At 67.6% G+C, this 16,443-nt stretch carries 15 protein-coding genes, 1 tRNA gene and 1 pseudogene; 9 read left to right on the top strand and 8 right to left on the bottom strand.

Annotated features, from left to right (window positions below):
• Nucleotide 1 precedes the first annotated feature (1 nt).
• Complete coding sequence (locus DMX10_RS26805; RefSeq protein WP_111263957.1) at nt 2-991, top strand: sulfate/molybdate ABC transporter ATP-binding protein; 990 nt, start codon at nt 2-4, stop codon at nt 989-991.
• A 255-nt stretch (nt 992-1,246) separates the two neighbouring features.
• Here the strand turns inward: DMX10_RS26805 and DMX10_RS26800 are convergent, their stop codons facing one another.
• The gene (locus tag DMX10_RS26800; protein ID WP_111263956.1) at nt 1,247-1,651 is read right to left on the bottom strand and encodes a hypothetical protein; all 405 of its coding nucleotides are present in this window, start codon (nt 1,649-1,651) and stop codon (nt 1,247-1,249) included.
• Between the two features lie 131 nt (nt 1,652-1,782).
• Here DMX10_RS26800 and DMX10_RS26795 point away from each other — a divergent pair, with 131 nt between their 5' ends.
• Both DMX10_RS26795 and DMX10_RS26790 read left to right on the top strand, forming a co-directional pair.
• Nucleotides 1,783-2,571, top strand: a complete 789-nt coding sequence (locus tag DMX10_RS26795; RefSeq protein WP_111263955.1) for a helix-turn-helix domain-containing protein — start codon at nt 1,783-1,785, stop codon at nt 2,569-2,571.
• Between the two features lie 141 nt (nt 2,572-2,712).
• Nucleotides 2,713-3,453: a hypothetical protein gene (locus DMX10_RS26790; RefSeq protein ID WP_111263954.1), complete on the top strand. Its 741-nt coding sequence runs from the start codon at nt 2,713-2,715 to the stop codon at nt 3,451-3,453.
• Between the two features lie 537 nt (nt 3,454-3,990).
• Here DMX10_RS26790 and DMX10_RS26785 read toward each other — a convergent pair.
• Nucleotides 3,991-4,515, bottom strand: coding sequence for a DUF962 domain-containing protein (locus DMX10_RS26785; protein WP_111263953.1), 525 nt, complete (start codon nt 4,513-4,515; stop codon nt 3,991-3,993).
• A 91-nt stretch (nt 4,516-4,606) separates the two neighbouring features.
• Between DMX10_RS26785 and DMX10_RS26780 the strand changes: the two genes are divergently transcribed.
• Nucleotides 4,607-5,296, top strand: a complete 690-nt coding sequence (locus tag DMX10_RS26780; RefSeq protein WP_111263952.1) for a Crp/Fnr family transcriptional regulator — start codon at nt 4,607-4,609, stop codon at nt 5,294-5,296.
• 4 nt (nt 5,297-5,300) lie between these two features.
• Here DMX10_RS26780 and DMX10_RS33780 read toward each other — a convergent pair.
• Nucleotides 5,301-5,750: pseudogene (locus tag DMX10_RS33780) on the bottom strand (methyl-accepting chemotaxis protein); the annotation flags it as partial.
• 650 nt (nt 5,751-6,400) lie between these two features.
• On the bottom strand, nt 6,401-7,411 hold the full coding sequence (locus tag DMX10_RS26770) for an AraC family transcriptional regulator (RefSeq protein WP_111263950.1): 1,011 nt from the start codon (nt 7,409-7,411) through the stop codon (nt 6,401-6,403).
• Nucleotides 7,412-7,510: 99 nt separating this feature from the next.
• Between DMX10_RS26770 and DMX10_RS26765 the strand changes: the two genes are divergently transcribed.
• A complete protein-coding gene (locus tag DMX10_RS26765) occupies nt 7,511-8,578 on the top strand; it encodes a fatty acid desaturase (RefSeq protein WP_111263949.1) in 1,068 nt (355 codons plus the stop codon).
• Nucleotides 8,579-8,738: 160 nt separating this feature from the next.
• Nucleotides 8,739-8,903, top strand: coding sequence for a rubredoxin (locus DMX10_RS26760; protein WP_021220460.1), 165 nt, complete (start codon nt 8,739-8,741; stop codon nt 8,901-8,903).
• 103 nt (nt 8,904-9,006) lie between these two features.
• On the opposite strand, the gene DMX10_RS26755 is transcribed toward DMX10_RS26760, so the two are convergent.
• Nucleotides 9,007-9,594, bottom strand: coding sequence for a TetR/AcrR family transcriptional regulator (locus DMX10_RS26755; protein ID WP_111263948.1), 588 nt, complete (start codon nt 9,592-9,594; stop codon nt 9,007-9,009).
• A gap of 91 nt (nt 9,595-9,685) precedes the next feature.
• Here DMX10_RS26755 and DMX10_RS26750 point away from each other — a divergent pair, with 91 nt between their 5' ends.
• The gene (locus tag DMX10_RS26750) at nt 9,686-10,426 is read left to right on the top strand and encodes an SDR family oxidoreductase (protein ID WP_111263947.1); all 741 of its coding nucleotides are present in this window, start codon (nt 9,686-9,688) and stop codon (nt 10,424-10,426) included.
• Between the two features lie 159 nt (nt 10,427-10,585).
• Nucleotides 10,586-11,176, top strand: coding sequence for a 2-hydroxychromene-2-carboxylate isomerase (locus DMX10_RS26745; RefSeq protein ID WP_111263946.1), 591 nt, complete (start codon nt 10,586-10,588; stop codon nt 11,174-11,176).
• 4 nt (nt 11,177-11,180) lie between these two features.
• Here DMX10_RS26745 and DMX10_RS26740 read toward each other — a convergent pair whose 3' ends face one another.
• The 3 genes from DMX10_RS26740 to gabD form a co-directional block, all read right to left on the bottom strand.
• Nucleotides 11,181-12,392, bottom strand: a complete 1,212-nt coding sequence (locus DMX10_RS26740) for an HDOD domain-containing protein (RefSeq protein ID WP_111263945.1) — start codon at nt 12,390-12,392, stop codon at nt 11,181-11,183.
• 212 nt (nt 12,393-12,604) lie between these two features.
• The gene (gene gabT, locus DMX10_RS26735) at nt 12,605-13,885 is read right to left on the bottom strand and encodes a 4-aminobutyrate--2-oxoglutarate transaminase (protein WP_111263944.1); all 1,281 of its coding nucleotides are present in this window, start codon (nt 13,883-13,885) and stop codon (nt 12,605-12,607) included.
• A 176-nt stretch (nt 13,886-14,061) separates the two neighbouring features.
• Complete coding sequence (gene gabD / locus DMX10_RS26730) at nt 14,062-15,513, bottom strand: NADP-dependent succinate-semialdehyde dehydrogenase (protein ID WP_111263943.1); 1,452 nt, start codon at nt 15,511-15,513, stop codon at nt 14,062-14,064.
• Nucleotides 15,514-15,936: 423 nt separating this feature from the next.
• Between gabD and DMX10_RS26720 the strand changes: the two genes are divergently transcribed.
• Nucleotides 15,937-16,013: transfer RNA gene (locus DMX10_RS26720), tRNA-Arg, on the top strand.
• The last annotated feature ends 430 nt before the right edge of the window (nt 16,014-16,443 follow it).

The raw sequence follows: 16,443 nt of genomic DNA, 5'->3' as shown, positions 1-16,443 counted from the left end.
CATGAGCATCGAAATCCGTAACGTCAGCAAGAACTTCAACGCCTTCAAGGCGCTCAACGGCATCAACCTGGATATCCACAGCGGCGAGCTGGTGGCCCTGCTCGGCCCGTCCGGCTGCGGCAAGACCACCCTGCTGCGCATCATCGCCGGCCTGGAGACCCCGGACGCCGGCAACATCGTGTTCCACGGCGAGGACGTATCCCAGCACGACGTGCGCGATCGCAACGTCGGCTTCGTGTTCCAGCACTACGCCCTGTTCCGCCACATGAGCGTGTTCGACAACGTCGCCTTCGGCCTGCGCATGAAACCCAAGGGCGAACGCCCGAGCGAGCCGGAGATCGCCGAGAAGGTCCACGAGCTGCTCAACATGGTGCAGCTGGACTGGCTCTCCGACCGCTACCCGGAGCAGCTCTCCGGCGGCCAGCGCCAGCGCATCGCCCTGGCCCGCGCCCTGGCGGTGAAGCCGAAGATCCTGCTGCTGGACGAGCCCTTCGGCGCCCTCGACGCCAAGGTGCGCAAGGAGCTGCGCCGCTGGCTGGCGCGCCTGCACGAGGAGATCAACCTGACCTCCGTGTTCGTCACCCACGACCAGGAGGAAGCCATGGAAGTGGCCGACCGCATCGTGGTGATGAACAAGGGCGTGATCGAGCAGATCGGCTCCCCGGGCGAGGTCTACGAGAAGCCGGCGAGCCCCTTCGTCTACCACTTCCTCGGCGACTCCAACCGCCTGCAGCTGGGCGACGACCGCCACGTGCTGTTCCGCCCCCACGAAGTCTCGCTGTCCAAGGAGGCCGAGGACGAGCACCAGGCCGCCGAAGTCCGCGACATCCGCCCCCTCGGCGCCATCACCCGGGTGACCCTGAAGGTGGACGGCCAGGACGAGCTGATCGAAGCCGAAGTGGTCAAGGACCACGACAGCCTGGTCGGCCTCGCCCGTGGCGAGACCCTGTACTTCAAGCCCAAGGCCTGGCAGCCCGTCGCCCACGGCTGATCGGCGCGACGCAACGAACAAGCCCCTCATCCGAGGGGCTTTTTCATGGGCGCGAATTCATTCGCGAAGAGGCCCGGTCGGGTGCAACCCGACACATCCGTGCGCCGACCCACGCGGGTTTCACCCGCCCTACGGATCGACAGGACAAGGCGTAGGCTGGACCACGCTTCACCGGTCCACCAGGCGGGGCTCCGCCGGTGGACGTGAAGAGCGACGTCCACCCTTCGCAGCGATCCGGTCCTTTCGATGCCCGGGTTATCCACAGGCCGCTTCGGCCGAGCGCTTGAGCCCGAAGAACTGCAGCTCGGCGAACAGCACCACCGCCAGCGCCTGGGCGATCACGAAGGCCTGGCCCGGCAGGGTCGGTTGCACCCAGCCGCTGGCCAGCAGCAGCACGCTGTCCACCACCCACACGGCGTTGACCGCGATCACCGCCCACACCGCGCGGCGGTCGAGGGTGTCGCGGCGGGCGAGCCACAGCAGCACGGCGCACCAGGGCAGCATCGACAGGCCGGCGCCGGTGAGCAGCGTGGCAGGCAGGGCCAGCAGGGCGGAAAGCGGACCGGCGCCCAGGGTCATCAGCAGGCCGGCGCCGCCGCTGACCAGGGCATCGAGTTGCAGGGCGCGGCGCAGCAGGGGGGAGGGTTGCACGGTGGTCATGGCGAATCTCCTGGGTATGAGCGGCCCGGCGGTTGCCGGTGCCTGGTCGCCAGGATTCATCGAGCGGAGAATCGCGTCGATTACCTGCCAGGTAATGGCCGTGCCTCACCGGCTCGACTATCGTCGCTGCCATGAACGCACCCACCCACCCCGTCGGCGCCCTGTTGCGCCAGTGGCGCCAGCGCCGCCGCCTCAGCCAGCTCGACCTCGCCTGCGACGCGGAGATCTCCACCCGCCACCTGAGCTTCGTCGAGACCGGGCGCGCCCAACCCAGTCGCGAGATGCTCCTGCACCTGGCCGAGCAGCTGGACATTCCCCTGCGCGAACGCAACCGCCTGCTGGCCGCCGCCGGCTACGCGCCGCTGTTCCCCCAGCGCACCCTGGACGACCCGGCCCTGGCCGGCGCTCGCCAGGCCATCGAACAGCTGCTCAAGGCCCACGAGCCGAACCCGGCGCTGGCCATCGACCGCCAGTGGAACCTGCTGGCGGCCAACGACGCGGTGATGGCGCTGATCGCCGGCGTCGCCCCTGCACTGCTCGGCCCGCCGCTCAACGTGCTGCGCCTGACCCTGCATCCGCAGGGCCTGGCGCCGCGCATCGCCAACCTCGGCCAGTGGCGCGCCCACCTGCTGGAGCGCCTTCGGCACGACATCGAGGTGAGCGGCGACGGGGAGTTGCAGGCCCTGTACGACGAACTCGCCGCCTACCCGGCCCCGCCCGCGCCCGATGCCCTGGTCGCCGATGGCGTGCTGGTGCCGCTGCAACTGGACACGCCGCTGGGGGTGATCAGCTTCATCAGCACCATCACGGTGTTCGGCACTCCGGTGGACGTGACCCTGTCCGAGCTGGCCCTGGAGACCCTGTTCCCCGCCGACCCGGAGAGCGCCGAACGGCTGAGGCAGATCCTCCGGATGGGATGATTTATCGCCCGGCCGTCATAAATCACTCTTTCGGGTAATACCCTCCAGGGCCCGGCGCAGTAGGCTGGGCGCGCACCGACTGGTGCCCACACAACCCATCGCTTTGTCTGCTCACAACAACAACAAAAGGAGCACGCCGGGATGCTTTCAGACGCTCTATCACGCGCTTTCATCGGATTGCTGCTGAGCCTCGCCGGGGCCGGGATGGCCCTCGCCGCCGAACTCGCGCCCATCGACCAGGTGCAGGTCCACGCCTGCCGCGCCACCAGCAGCCTGCTGCTGTTCCGCGGTGAAGGTTTCCAGGAAACCCATAAGACCCGCTTCGATGCCGACATCAAGGCGCTGGATGCCGCATTCCAGAGCGTGCCGCAGCCCAGCGACGGGCTCCGGCAGAAGTACCGCGCGCTTGTTACCCAGCTGCAGCAAGGTGTTTCCTACGGCCACAACGAAGAGGACGTGCCCTGGCGCTTCCCCCAGGAACTGGCCAAGTCCCTGCGCGACTTCCTCATCGCCGCCCGTGCCACCCCCGGCAACACCGCCGACGGCGAGCTGCCGGCCAAGGTGGAATACCTCGCCGTGCAGTACCTCAGCCGCGCCTACATCGGCACCTTCGAGATCGCCCGGGAAAGCAACGACACCTACATCGGCCAGGACGAACGCACCTTGCTGCCGGCCATCGACGCCCAGCTGCAGCCGATGGACAAGAGCGACCCGGCGGTGGGCAAGCTGAAGACCCGCTGGAGCTTCCTCAAGACCGCCCTCAGCGACATGAACAGCCAGAGCAACACCCTGGTCAGCGCCTCCGGCCGGCCCTACGCACCAATGATGGTCGACCGCCACGCACGCTCGATGAGTGCGCAGCTGCTGGCCACGGGCGGCTGAGGCAGAAGGGGCAGCGCGGGTTATCCACAGGGCGCCAGGCTCAAAACCGCAGCGGTGGACCGGTGAAGCGCGGTCCACCCTACAGCGCCTGGCGCATCGTGCCGGCCCGCGCTCCCCCGCTGGGTAGGGTGGATAGCGCTCTTCTATCCACCAGGCGGACTCGCCCCATACACCGAAGCCTCACCCCTATCCCGTAGGAGCGAATTCATTCGCGATGGGGTTTCCAGCCACTCGGAGCCGAGCGCCGGCGATGAGCATTTCGCGGCTGAAGCCGCTCCCACAGATGCCCGGCCCAACACCGTAGCGGTGGACCGGTGAAGCGGGTCCACCCTACAGCGCCTGGCGCATCGTGCCGGCCCGCGCTCCCCGGCTGGGTAGGGTGGATAACGCTCTTTTATCCACCAGGCGGACTCGCCCCAACCACCAACGCTTCGCCCCTCGCTGTAGGAGCGAATTCATTCGTGATGGAAGCTCCAGGCAAGCCTTTCGCGGCTGAAGCCGCTCCCACTGGGGGAAGCGATCCAACCGCGCATCGCCTCAGGCGGTGGCTTTCTTCTCGCGGATGCAGGTCGGGCCGGCGCGGTGTTCGATGGCCTGCTCCAGCTCCTTGCGCATGCCGAGCATGAAGCCCAGCTCGGCGACCACGAACAGCGGGCCGACCACCAGGCCCATCAGGTCGTCGACGAAGGCGGGCTTGCGGCCTTCGTAGTAGTGGCCGACGAACTGGATCACCCAGCCCACCACGAACAGGCCGAGGCCGGCGCTGAGCCACAGGGCGGTGGATTGCACGGCCAGCGTGGTGCCGACCCAGAGGCTGAGCCAGAGCAGCGCGGTCATCACCAGGCCGAAGCGCAGGTCGAGGCGGAAGTAGAAGACGGCGGAGGCCAGCGCCACCAGGGCGGCCGGAGATATCCACAGGCCGGCGGCGACCAGGCCGGGGCGCGACAGCAGCACCGCCACGGCGACCACGATCAGCGGGATGCCGATGAAGTGGCTGAAGATATTGCGCCGGTCACGGTGGTATTCGGCGTACTGGGAAAGATGATCGACGAGGGTTTTCATTGTTATGTCCTCAGGTTGCAGGCAGTTGCGCCGATAATGGCGCCTGTCCTGACCTATCCTCTGTCAGCTAGCCGACAAAGCCCATCGCCCGATGCCCGAACTTTCCGACTGCCGTTCCCAACTGCTCACCGGCCACTGGTTCGCCGGCCTGCCCGCGTCCCTGCAGGAGGCCCTGGTGGACCAGGCGCGCCCGCTGAGCCTGGCCCCCGGCGAATGCCTGTTCCGCCGGGGCGACCCGCCCTGCGGGCTGTATGCCGTGCTCGAGGGCGCGGTGCGCATCGGCGTGAGTGCGGAAAACGGCAAGGAGGCGCTGCTGATCCTGGAGGAGCCGCCGCACTGGTTCGGCGAGATCTGCCTGTTCGATGGCCAGCCGCGCACCCATGACGCCTTCGCCGAGGGGCCGACGCAGTTGCTCAACGTGCCCCAGGCCGCGCTGCAGAAGATGCTGGAGGCGGAGCCGGCCTGGTGGCGCGAGCTCGCCCTGCTGATGAGCCAGAAGCTGCGCCTGGCCTTCATCGCGCTGGAGGAGATGAGCCTCTTGCCGGCGCCGCAACGCCTGGCGCGGCGGTTGCTGATGATCGCCGAGGGCTATGGCGAGACGAGCGGCCAGCGCCGGGTCATCCACCTGGCCCAGGAGCAGTTGGCGTTGATGCTGGCGGTGTCGCGGCAGACCACCAACCAGATCCTCAAGGAGCTGGAGGCCCAGGGCGTGGTGCACCTGAACTATGGCGAGATCGAGATCCTCGACCTCGCCGGCCTGCGCAAGGCGGCGCGGCTGTAGCGGCTCAGGCCGGCCCGCGCAGGGCCTCGGCGAGCTGACGGCCCAGCGCCGCCGCTTCTTCCAGCTGGGCCTCGAGGTGCGCCATCTCCTGGCGCCCGGCCTGCTGGTTCTCGTGCTGCAGCGCCCAGTGATCCGGCAAGGGCGCCAGCGCCTCGCGCAACTGCACGCCCTGCCCGTCCAGGCCGGCCATCCGATCGCCCAGGGGCTCCAGCGCGGCCACGCCAGCGGCCAGCCCGGCGTCCTGCCCGGCCAGGTGGGCGACGGCGGCGGCGGTCTGCTGCTGGATGTCTTCGGCCATGCGCCCGACTTCCTCGGTGGCACCGGCGGTACGCGCGGCGAGGTTGCGCACCTCGTCCGCCACCACGGCGAAGCCACGCCCGGCATCACCGGCGCGGGCCGCCTCGATGGCGGCGTTGAGGGCCAGCAGGTTGGTCTGGCTGGCGATGGACTGGATGCTCTGGGCGACCTTCTGGATCTCGCCGCTGCGCTCGGCCAGGGCCTGCACGCGCTCGCGGCCGGTGCCGCTCTCGGCGAGCAGCGCGGCGAAGGCCTGGCGCGCCTTGTCCAGGTCGGCGCGGCCTTCGGCACCGGCCTGCTGCAACTGTGCGGCGAGCTGTTCGAGGCGATCGAGATCCGGCGGGGCGACGCCGGCGTCATGGCGCTGCAGCCAGCTGGCGCCCTCCTCCAGGCGCTGGCGCAACAGGCTGTCGAGCTGGCTGGCGACGGCTTCCAGGCGCAGGCGTTCGGCGGCGTGGCGGTCGGCCTGCACCGCCAGTTCCGCCAGGCGCGGGGCCTGGTCCTCCAGCGGCTCGTCACGCGGTTCCTCCGGCACTTTCCAGGGCCCCAGCCAGGGCCACAGCGCCAGCAACAGGTAGGCCGGGATGCTCCAGGCGGGCGGCACCTGCCAGCGCGTGTAGACCAGCATCAGCAGGGCCAGGCCCAGGGTGTGGAGCGCGACGGCATAGGGATGGCGAGCGTAGGCAGGACGCATGGGCTTCTCGGGTGATTCTTGTAGTGGAGGGATTCTGGCCGTTCGGCTGGCGACTGGCCAGTTCTGCCACGCAGGCGAAAGGCCCCTGGAGCACAGATGCCTTCCGTGAAGGTTCAACGCCCCAGGCTTTCGCGGTACTGGCTCGGCGCCTGGCCCGTCCAGCGCTTGAAGGCGCGGCTGAAGCTGCTGGTGTCGGCGAACCCGAGCAGGTAGGCGATCTCGCTGATGGAGCAGCGCGGGTCGCGCATGTGCACCAGGGCCAGGGCCTGGCGGGTGTCGCCGAGCAGTTGCTCGTAGCTGCTGCCCTCTTCCGCCAGGTGGCGCTGCAGGCTGCGCAGGCTCAGGTGCAGGGACTGGGCGATGCGCTCGGCCGAGGGTTCGCCATTGGGCAGTTGGGCCTCCAGGCAGGCGCGCACCTTGCGCGCCCAGGTGGGCACCTGCAGCTGTTCCAGGGTGCGCTTGAGCACCGTCTCGTTGTGCTCGGCCAGCTCGGCGTTGGCGTCTTCCAGGGGCCGTTCGAAGTCTTCGCAAGCGAATTCGATCAGGTCTTCCGGGGCGCCGAAATGCAGCGGGCAGCGGAACACCTGGTGCCAGGGCGCAGGGTCGGCCGGGGCCGGGCGACGCAGGTGCACGGCCAGCGGCGCATAGTCGCGGCCCAGGCGGTTGCGGCAGGTGCGCACGTAGATGGCGGCGAAGGCGTCCACCGCCTCGGGGGCCGGTGCGGGGCCCTCCCCGGGCACGCGCAGGCGGAACTCATAGCGCTCGCCATGCAGGGTCAGTTGCAGGGCCAGGGCATCGCTGACCACCTGGTGGTAGCGCTCGATGCGCTCGAAGACCTCGCGCAGGCTGGCACTGGCGATCAGGGCATAGCCCAGGGCGTGGAAGGTGGTGGGGCTGACGTAGCCGGAAATCTTCAGGCCCAGTGCCGGGTCGCCGCTGGCCTCGACCGCCAGCTGCCACAGGCGCGTGGTGGCGGAGAGCGGGTAGCGGGCGTTGGGGTCGTCCATCAGCGCCGGGTCGAGGCCGGCCTGGCGGCACAGGCCGTCGCTGTCGAGGCCGAGGGCGTCCAGCTGCTTGCGCAGGGCTCGGGTCCAGCTGGCGAGGGTGGAGGGCTCGTCGCTCATGCAGGTTGGCGTATCCGGTCAACAGGTTGGCGTTCAGGGTCAGGCGTGGCGGGCACCGCCTCGGCAGAGTGGGCTCACGACGAGCAAGAGGATGTAAGCATGTCCCCGACCACCGCAAGCCCCGCAAAGCTGAATGATCAACAGCGATCAGCCCATATTCGTGAAGTGGTGATGGCCCACGGCGCAGAGCTGCGCCAGCGCTACCCGGTCCTCAACCGCCAGGACCTGATCGGCGCCGGCATCCTCGCCTTCGCCCTCGCCGGCATGGTCGGCTCGGCGGTGCTCTACCTGAGCGGCGCGATCGCCTGGTGGGCCTGCCTGCTGGTCAACGCCTTCCTCGCCTCGCTGACCCACGAGCTGGAGCACGACCTCATCCACAGCATGTACTTCCGCAAGCAGAAGGTGGCGCACAACCTGATGATGGCGCTGGTATGGCTGGCACGGCCGAGCACCATCAACCCGTGGGTGCGCCGCCACCTGCACCTGAACCACCACAAGGTCTCCGGCACCGAGGCCGACATGGAGGAGCGCGCCATCACCAACGGCGAGCCCTGGGGCCTCGCCCGGCTGCTGATGGTGGGCGACAACGTGATGTCCTCGCTGATCCGCATGCTCCGGGCCAGGAGCTGGGCGCACAGGAAGTCCATCCTGGTACGCACGCTGAAGGTCTACGCACCGCTGGCGCTGATGAACTGGGGCACCTGGTACGTCTTCCTCGGCTTCCATGCCATCAACGGCGTGAGTGCGCTGCTGGGCGCGCCGGTGGCCTGGTCGGACACCACCCTGGCGGTGATGCAGGGCGTGGATATCGGGGTGGTGGTGCTGGTGGGCCCCAACGTGCTGCGCACCTTCTGCCTGCACTTCGTCAGCTCCAACATGCACTACTACGGCGACGTGGAGCCGGGCAACGTGATCCAGCAGACCCAGGTGCTCAACCCCTGGTGGCTGTGGCCGCTGCAGGCGTTCTGCTTCAACTTCGGCAGCACCCACGCGATCCACCACTTCGTGGTCAAGGAGCCCTTCTACATCCGCCAGATGACCGCCCCGGTGGCACACAAGGTGATGCGCGAGATGGGCGTGCGCTTCAACGACATCGGCACCTTCGCCCGCGCCAACCGCTGGCAGGCACCGCAGCAGCCGGTGGCCGAGCGCGCACAGACCGCCTGACGCCTGCCCCGTAACCCCAAACCTAAGATGGGCCGCCTGGCGGCCCTTCTGCGCCTACTATCGCCGCCATTCCGCCCACGACAGCGCCCCGGCCACCACGGCCCGGCGGGCGTCGCGCCGCGGACAATCCGCTCAACCGTGAAGAACAAGAGGTACCGGCATGAAAACCTGGATCTGTGTGGTCTGTGGCCTGATCTACGACGAAGCCAAGGGCTGGCCCGACGAGGGCATCGCCGCCGGCACCCCCTGGGCGGACGTGCCCGAGGACTGGATCTGCCCCGACTGCGGCGTGGGCAAGATGGATTTCGAGATGCAGGAAATCTGAGGCACGGCCCCCCGGGCCCGACCGGGAAGTCCCGAGCGCAGGGAATTCCCAGGTTACGGGTACCCGGCTCACACACCGCGTGGGGCGCCTGCCCCGCGCATCATCAGAGCGGCTGTGGATAACCCTGGCCGCGCCGCTCCAGAGCCTGCATCAGCAATTGGCGGCCAGCGCCGAGAACCTCTTCCTGCAAGGGCTCGCTGGCCAGCATGCGCGCGATCACCAGGGCACCGACGCACTGGGAGATCACCGCCCAGGCCAGCTCGCCGTCTTCGAGGATTTCCGCCCAGGCCTGCTGCAGTTGCAGCATCCAGTGCTCGGCGGTCTCGCGCACCGGCAGGCCGGCACGGGCGATCTCGGCGCCCAGGGCGGGAATCGCGCAGCCGCCTTCGGCATTCCGTACATGGGCCATGCTCAGGTAGTGCTCGAGGCAACGCTGCAGCCGCGCCTGGTCGAAGCCTTCACCCTGGGCGACCTGGCCGATCAGGCTGCGCGACAGCTCGCGCTCGACGATGGCGGTGAACAGGTCGTCCTTCGACGGGAAGTGGCTGTAGAAGGCGCCGCCGGTGAGGCCGATGGCTTTCATCAGGGCGTCCACGCCGGTGCTGGAGAAGCCGCCGGCCTTGGCGATGGCACCGCTGCTTTCCAACAGTTTCTGCCGGGTTTCTTCCTTGTGGGTGGGGGAATAGCGCATGTCGACCTCCATAAAACGCACTGCTTGACGCGGGTTGGACTGTAGCATAACGTCCGTTCAGCTAACGACCGTTTAGTTAAAGGTGACTGCCATGAATACCGAATCGAACAACAACAAGGTGGTGCTCGTGATAGGCGCCGGTGATGCCACCGGCGGTGCCATCGCCCGGCGCTTCGCCCGCGAGGGCTACATCGCCTGCGTGACCCGGCGCAGCGCGGACAAGCTGCAGCCGCTGGTGGACAGTATCCGCGCCGAAGGCGGCCAGGCCCACGGTTTTGCCTCCGACGCGCGCAAGGAAGAAGAGGTGGCCGCGCTGGTGGAACAGATCGAGCGCGATATCGGCCCGATCGAGGCCTTCGTCTTCAACATCGGCGCCAACGTGCCCTGCAGCATCCTCGACGAGACCGCGCGCAAGTACTTCAAGATCTGGGAAATGGCCTGCTTCTCCGGCTTCCTCACCGGCCAGGCCGTGGCCCGGCGCATGGTCACCCGCGGGCGCGGCACCCTCCTCTTCACCGGGGCCACGGCGGGCCTGCGCGGCGCCGCCAACTTCGCCGCCTTCGCCGGCGCCAAGCATGGCATCCGCGCCCTGGCGCAGAGCATGGCGCGCGAGCTGGGGCCACGGAACATCCACGTCGCCCACGTGGTGGTGGACGGCGCCATCGACACCGACTTCATCCGCGACAGCTTCCCGGACATCTACGCCCGCAAGGAGCAGGACGGCATCCTCGACCCCGAGCACATCGCCGAGAACTACTGGTTCCTGCATAGCCAGCCGCGAGATGCCTGGACGTTTGAGCTGGATCTACGCCCCTGGATGGAACGCTGGTAGGTGTGCAGCCGACCGGCTGCGCGGCGCCCAGGCGTTGTTGGCGATCCCGTGCGAAATGCTCATTGGCAGAAGCCAACTCCGCTTTCACCCGGGCTCGCCGCCTAGCCTGAACGTCGCTCGCGCGGTCTCACGAATTCGCTGACAAGAACGAGAAAAACCATGACCAAGAGCGTCGAATTCTTTTTCGATCTGGGCAGCCCGGCCAGTTACCTGGCCTGGACCCAGCTACCTGCCCTGTGTGCCCGCAAGGGCGCGGCCCTGGTGTACCGGCCGATGCTGCTGGGCGGGGTGTTCCAGGCCACGGGCAATGCCTCGCCCAATGCGGTGCCGGTGAAGGGCCGCTATTCGATGATCGACCTGGACCGCTACGCGAAGCGCTATGGCGTACCGCTGGTGTTCAACCCGCACTTTCCCATCAACACCCTGACGCTGATGCGCGGCGCCATCGGCATCCAGCTGCACCAGCCGGAGCGCTTCGAGGCCTACCTGGAGGCGATGTTCAGGGCGATGTGGCAGGAGCGCCGCAACCTGGGCGACCCGGCGGTCCTCGGCGCGACCCTGGTCGAGGCCGGTTTCGACCCGCAGGCGCTGCTGGCGCGGGTGGGCGACCCGGCGGTGAAGGACGCCCTGAAGGCCGCCACCGAGGAGGCGGTGAAGCGCGGGGTGTTCGGGGCGCCGACCTGCTTCGTCGGCAACGACATGTTCTTCGGCCAGGACCGCCTCGACTTCATCGAGGAGGCCCTGGGCTGAGCCCTCAGGCCTGCAGCAGGCGCGCGGGCAAGCGCCGCAGCAGGTCGGGGTCGAGGCGCAGCAGGCGCGCGGCGCGCTCTTCCAGCAGCGCACCCGCGTCCTGCCCCACGGGCAGGCGCAGCAGCCCGGCGCAGAGGTTCATCACCAGCGCCTCGCGGGAGAAGACCCCGCCACCCAGGCCATAGAAGGCGGCCACCAGCTCGCGCAGGCCGAAAGGCAGGCGCCAGCGGATGCGCAGCGCGGAGCCGAAGCTGGCGGCACGCTTGTGCAGGGTCTCCAGCAGCTCTTCATCACCGAGTTCGCCACCGGCGTCCTGCCAGTCCTGCAGGCTGCGTAGCAGGGCCAGTTCGCCCATGTTGTGCAGCAGGCCGGCGGTGTAGCAGAGCTCGGCATCCAGATCGAGCTCGCTGGCCATCCAGTAGCCCAGCTCGGCGCTGCGCTGGGATGACTTCCAGGCGATCTCGGCCAGCTCGGCCAGGCGCGGGTCATGCAGGTGGGCGTTGCGCTCCAGGGCCATGCCGAGCACCAGGTTGAGCACACGGGTGACACCCAGGCGGTGCAGCGCCTGGCCGAGGGTCTGGCAGGGCACGCCCAGGTGGTGGGCCGCGCTGTTGGCGGCGGCGATGAGCTTGGCGGTGATCTGCGGATCGCGGGAGAAGACGTCGTCGAGGTCACGCAGGTCGATATCGCTGGCCTGCAGGCACTGGCTGACGGCGTCGCGCACATCGCTGAGCAGCGGCGCGCCCTGCCCTTCCTCGCGCACGCTGTCGAGGTATTCCCTGAGGGTGCCGACCAGCAGCGGGGCCACGGCGCTGCGGCCCTTGTCGGCCCCTGGCAGCAAGCTGCCCAGGCGCTGGCGCAGGCCTTCGGCATTGAAGGGCTTGCCCAGGTAGGCGCTGGGCGCCAGGGGCAGCGCGGCGCGCACGCTGCTGGCGTCGACCTTCTCGCTGATGAGGATGAAAGGCAGCACCGGGGTACGCGGGTGGCGCCGCAGCTGGCGCAGCAGCTCGAGGCCGCCGCCGCCCTGCAGCTCGCCATCGGCGATCACCAGGTCGGGCAGGCGTCGCTTGCAGCGGGCCAGGGCCGCCTGGGTGTCGGTGACACGCACCAGGCTGGCATCGCCACGCACGTCCAGCACCAGTTGCGCGAGCAGGTCCGCCGTCCAGGGGTCGGCCTCGGCAATCAGGATTTCCGGGACCTTGGCGTGGGCAGGCATGTGAACCTCGAAGGGCAGCGCGATCCAGGGGCGTGGCCTGGAAGCCGGGAATGCGATGGAGTTGGCAAAAAAGCGAGCGCGCAGTCTAAACGGCGCCTCACGGGCTGGATAGTGGCCTTTTGAGGGTATTGAACACCGCGAGGTGTAGGCCTTGATCCAGGGCAAAAAAAGACCCGCCGAAGCGGGTCTCAAGTACGCCTGGCTGGTGAGCCTCAGGCGAGTTCGTCGAAGCACTCGGCGACAATGGCCAGGCCTTTGTCGAGCTGCGCATCGGGAATGGTGACCGGCATCAGGAAGCGGATGACGTTGTAGTAGGTGCCACAGGACAGCAGGATCAGGCCCTTGTCGCGCGCCTTGGCGACGATCTTGCCGACCAGCTCGGCGGCCGGCTTGCTCTCGTCGCCGCCTTCGAACAGTTCGATGGCGACCATGGAGCCGAGGCCGCGGACGTCGCCGATGACCTTGTGCTTGGCCTGGATTTCACGCAGGCCGGCCTTGAGGCGTTCGCCCACGGCCTGGCTGCGCTCCAGCAGTTTCTCTTCGTCGAACACCTTGAGCACGGCCAGGGCCGCGGCGCAGGCGATCGGGCTGCCGGCGTAGGTGCCGCCCAGGCCGCCGGGAGCGATGGCGTCCATGATCTCGGCCTTGCCGCACACGCCGGAGATGGGGAAGCCGCCGCCGACGGATTTGGCGAAGGTGGTCAGGTCCGGGATCACGCCCAGTTGCTCGGTGGCGAAGAAGGTGCCGGTACGGCCCGCACCGGTCTGCACTTCGTCGGCGATCAGCAGGATGCCGTGCTGGTCGCACAGGGCGCGCAGGCGCTGCATGAAGGGCTTGGAGTTGACGTAGAAGCCGCCTTCGCCCTGCACCGGCTCGATGATGATCGCGGCGATGTCCTGGGGCTGGGCGTCGTTCTTGAAGATGCGCTCGATGCTGGCGATGGAGTCGTCTTCGCTCACGCCGTGCAGCTCGCAGGGCGCCAGGGCGCGGAACACGCCACCGGGCATCAGGCCCATGCCGGCGGAGTACGGGACCACCTTGCCGGTCAGCGACAGGGTCATCATGGTGCGGCCGTGGTAGGCGCCGGTGAAGGCGATCACGCCGGCGCGGCCGGTGGCGGCACGGGCGATCTTCACGGCGTTCTCGACGGCTTCGGAGCCGGAGGTGACCAGCAGGGTCTTCTTGGCGAAGTCACCCGGTACGCGCTTGGCGATCTCTTCGCAGAGCTCGATGTAGGGCTCGTAGGCCAGCACCTGGAAGCAGGTGTGGGACAGCTTGGTCAGCTGCTCCTGGACGGCGGCGACCACTTTCGGGTGCAGGTGGCCGGTGTTCAGCACGGCGATGCCGCCGGCGAAGTCGATGTACTCGCGGCCTTCCACGTCCCAGACGGTGGCGTTCTCGGCGCGCTCGGCGACGACCGGGTGGATCTGGCCCACGCCACGGGGGACGGCGGCGGCACGGCGTTGCAGCAGGGATTCGTTGGTCTTGCTCATGGGTTCCTCACGGCCGCTCATCGGGCGGCGCAGCTTCAAGGATGAATGCCCCCGGCAGGTTGCAGCGCAGCATTCGATGATCGACTGCGCGGGCCTGCCGGAGGCTCGATATAGTTCATGGGTACCGCTGGGGCGCCGCGCGCTCTTTCGCGCCTTGCCCCGTCTTTACATCGGATTCAGATACCGCCGAGGCAGAGGTACTTGATCTCCAGGTAGTCCTCGATGCCGTACTTGGAGCCTTCGCGACCCAGGCCCGAGGCCTTGATGCCGCCGAAGGGCGCCACTTCGTTGGAGATCAGGCCGGTGTTGATGCCCACCATGCCGTATTCCAGGGCCTCGGCCACGCGGAACACGCGGCCCAGGTCACGGGCGTAGAAGTAGGAAGCCAGGCCGAACTCGGTGTCGTTGGACATGGCGATGACTTCGGCCTCGTCCTTGAAGCGGAACAGCGGGGCCAGCGGGCCGAAGGTCTCTTCCTTGGCCACGGCGGCGGTTTTCGGTACGTCGACCAGGATGGTCGGCTCGAAGAAGGTGCCGCCCAGGGCGTGGGGCTTGCCGCCGGATACGACCTTGGCACCTTTGCTGACCGCGTCCTGGATGTGTTCCTGGACCTTGGCCACGGCCTTCTCGTCGATCAGCGGGCCGGTGGTGATGCCCTCTTCCAGGCCGTTGCCGATCTTCAGCTTGGCCACGGCGACCTTCAGCTTCTCGACGAAGGCGTCGTACACGCCGTCCTGCACGTACAGCCGGTTGGCGCAGACGCAGGTCTGGCCGTTGTTGCGGTACTTGGAGATCAGTGCGCCGTCGACGGCGGCGTCGAGGTCGGCGTCATCGAAGACGATGAAGGGCGCGTTGCCGCCCAGCTCCAGGGACACCTTCTTGATGTCCTGGGCGCATTCGGCCATCAGCTGGCGGCCGATCTCGGTGGAGCCGGTGAAGGACAGCTTGCGCACGATGGGGTTGCTGGTCAGCTCGCCACCCACTTCGCCGGCGCTGCCGGTGACCACGCTGAACACGCCTTTGGGGATGCCGGCGCGCTCGGCCAGCTCGGCCAGGGCCAGGGCGGAGTACGGGGTCTGCGAGGCGGGCTTGAGCACCATGGTGCAGCCGGCGGCCAGGGCCGGGCCGGCCTTGCGGGTGATCATCGCGGCGGGGAAGTTCCACGGGGTGATGGCCGCGGTGACGCCGATGGGCTGCTTGATGACGATCAGGCGCTTGTCCGGCTGGTGGCCGGGAATCACGTCGCCGTAGATGCGCTTGGCTTCTTCGGCGAACCATTCGATGAAGGAGGCGGCGTAGGCGATCTCACCCTTGGCTTCGGCCAGCGGCTTGCCCTGCTCGAGGGTCATCAGGCGACCGAGGTCGTCCTGGTTCTCGATCATCAGCTCGTACCAGCGGCGCAGCTTGTTGGCGCGCTCCTTGGCGGTCAGCGCGCGCCAGGCCGGCAGGGCCTTGTCGGCCGCTTCGATGGCACGACGGGTCTCGGCGGTGCCCATCTTCGGCACGGTGCCGAGGATCTCGCCCGTTGCCGGGTTGTTGACCTTGATGGTCTGGCCGCTGTCGGCGTCCAGCCAGGCGCCATCGATATAGGCTTTCTGGCGGAACAGGGTGGCATCTTTCAATTGCATCGCTGTCTCCTTCACACCGGTTACAAGGAGCCGGGGGCACGTTGTTTTTGTTCGGCCAACACGGGATTGACCAGGAGGGGGATCCGATTGGAACGGCCTGACTTGGCGTTTGCAAGGGGCGTTTGAAATCTCAAACGAATCCTAGGGCCAGAGGGGGTAAAGGGCAATAGCCTGTTCGATAAAACAGACGAAAAAGGGAAAATTTTGCAGGTTTTGCTGTGCAGAATCGAGCACGAGCGTCATTTTCGTTCGAAATCACGAACATTCGTGCCAGCGTGGACGCTGGCAGCCCATGCAGGTATCATTGCGCGCCTCTCCAAGCATCCGTAGCTCAGCTGGATAGAGTACTGCCCTCCGAAGGCAGTGATCATCGGGTTGAGAAGCTCGGAAGCTAGCGGTCAAATAGGTCTCTGCAACAAATACGCACCTGTAGCTCAGCTGGATAGAGTATTGCCCTCCGAAGGCAAGGGTCGTGGGTTCGAATCCCGCCAGGTGCGCCATATCTCCTTGATTTACAAGCCTTTTCCCTAAGGCTTCGCCGATTCGGTACCCGAATCGGTTCCTCCCGCAAAATCTCCCCCCATGCCAGCCGCTATGGCCGCGATGAGTACTGCCCTCTGCGCCATTTATCAGTGGCTTTTCGGGCTGTGCCAATCTTGTGCCTAAACCGTGCCGCCCGGCCTGTTCACATGCCGCGCCTCGGCAGCTGCGTGAGCACTAGCTCCATCGTACCCTGGCCTTATACGAGCAGGAACGATCTCAACCGGATCCAACTGTCAACCCTGGCTCACGCGGCTGCAAGCGGCCGATTCTGTTGAAAAAGTAGCGTCCTCCCCATGCCGTTGGCAAAATTGCTCTGTCAGCGAGCGCGGGGGCGAATAGCATGATGGGGCAGTTACCGGGAGGGCAGCAGCGCCTGTTCTACTCGTT

The organism is Pseudomonas sp. 57B-090624 (assembly GCF_003234055.1).
Lineage (GTDB): Bacteria > Pseudomonadota > Gammaproteobacteria > Pseudomonadales > Pseudomonadaceae > Metapseudomonas > Metapseudomonas tohonis.
This window is presented reverse-complemented; position numbering and strand designations above follow the sequence as displayed.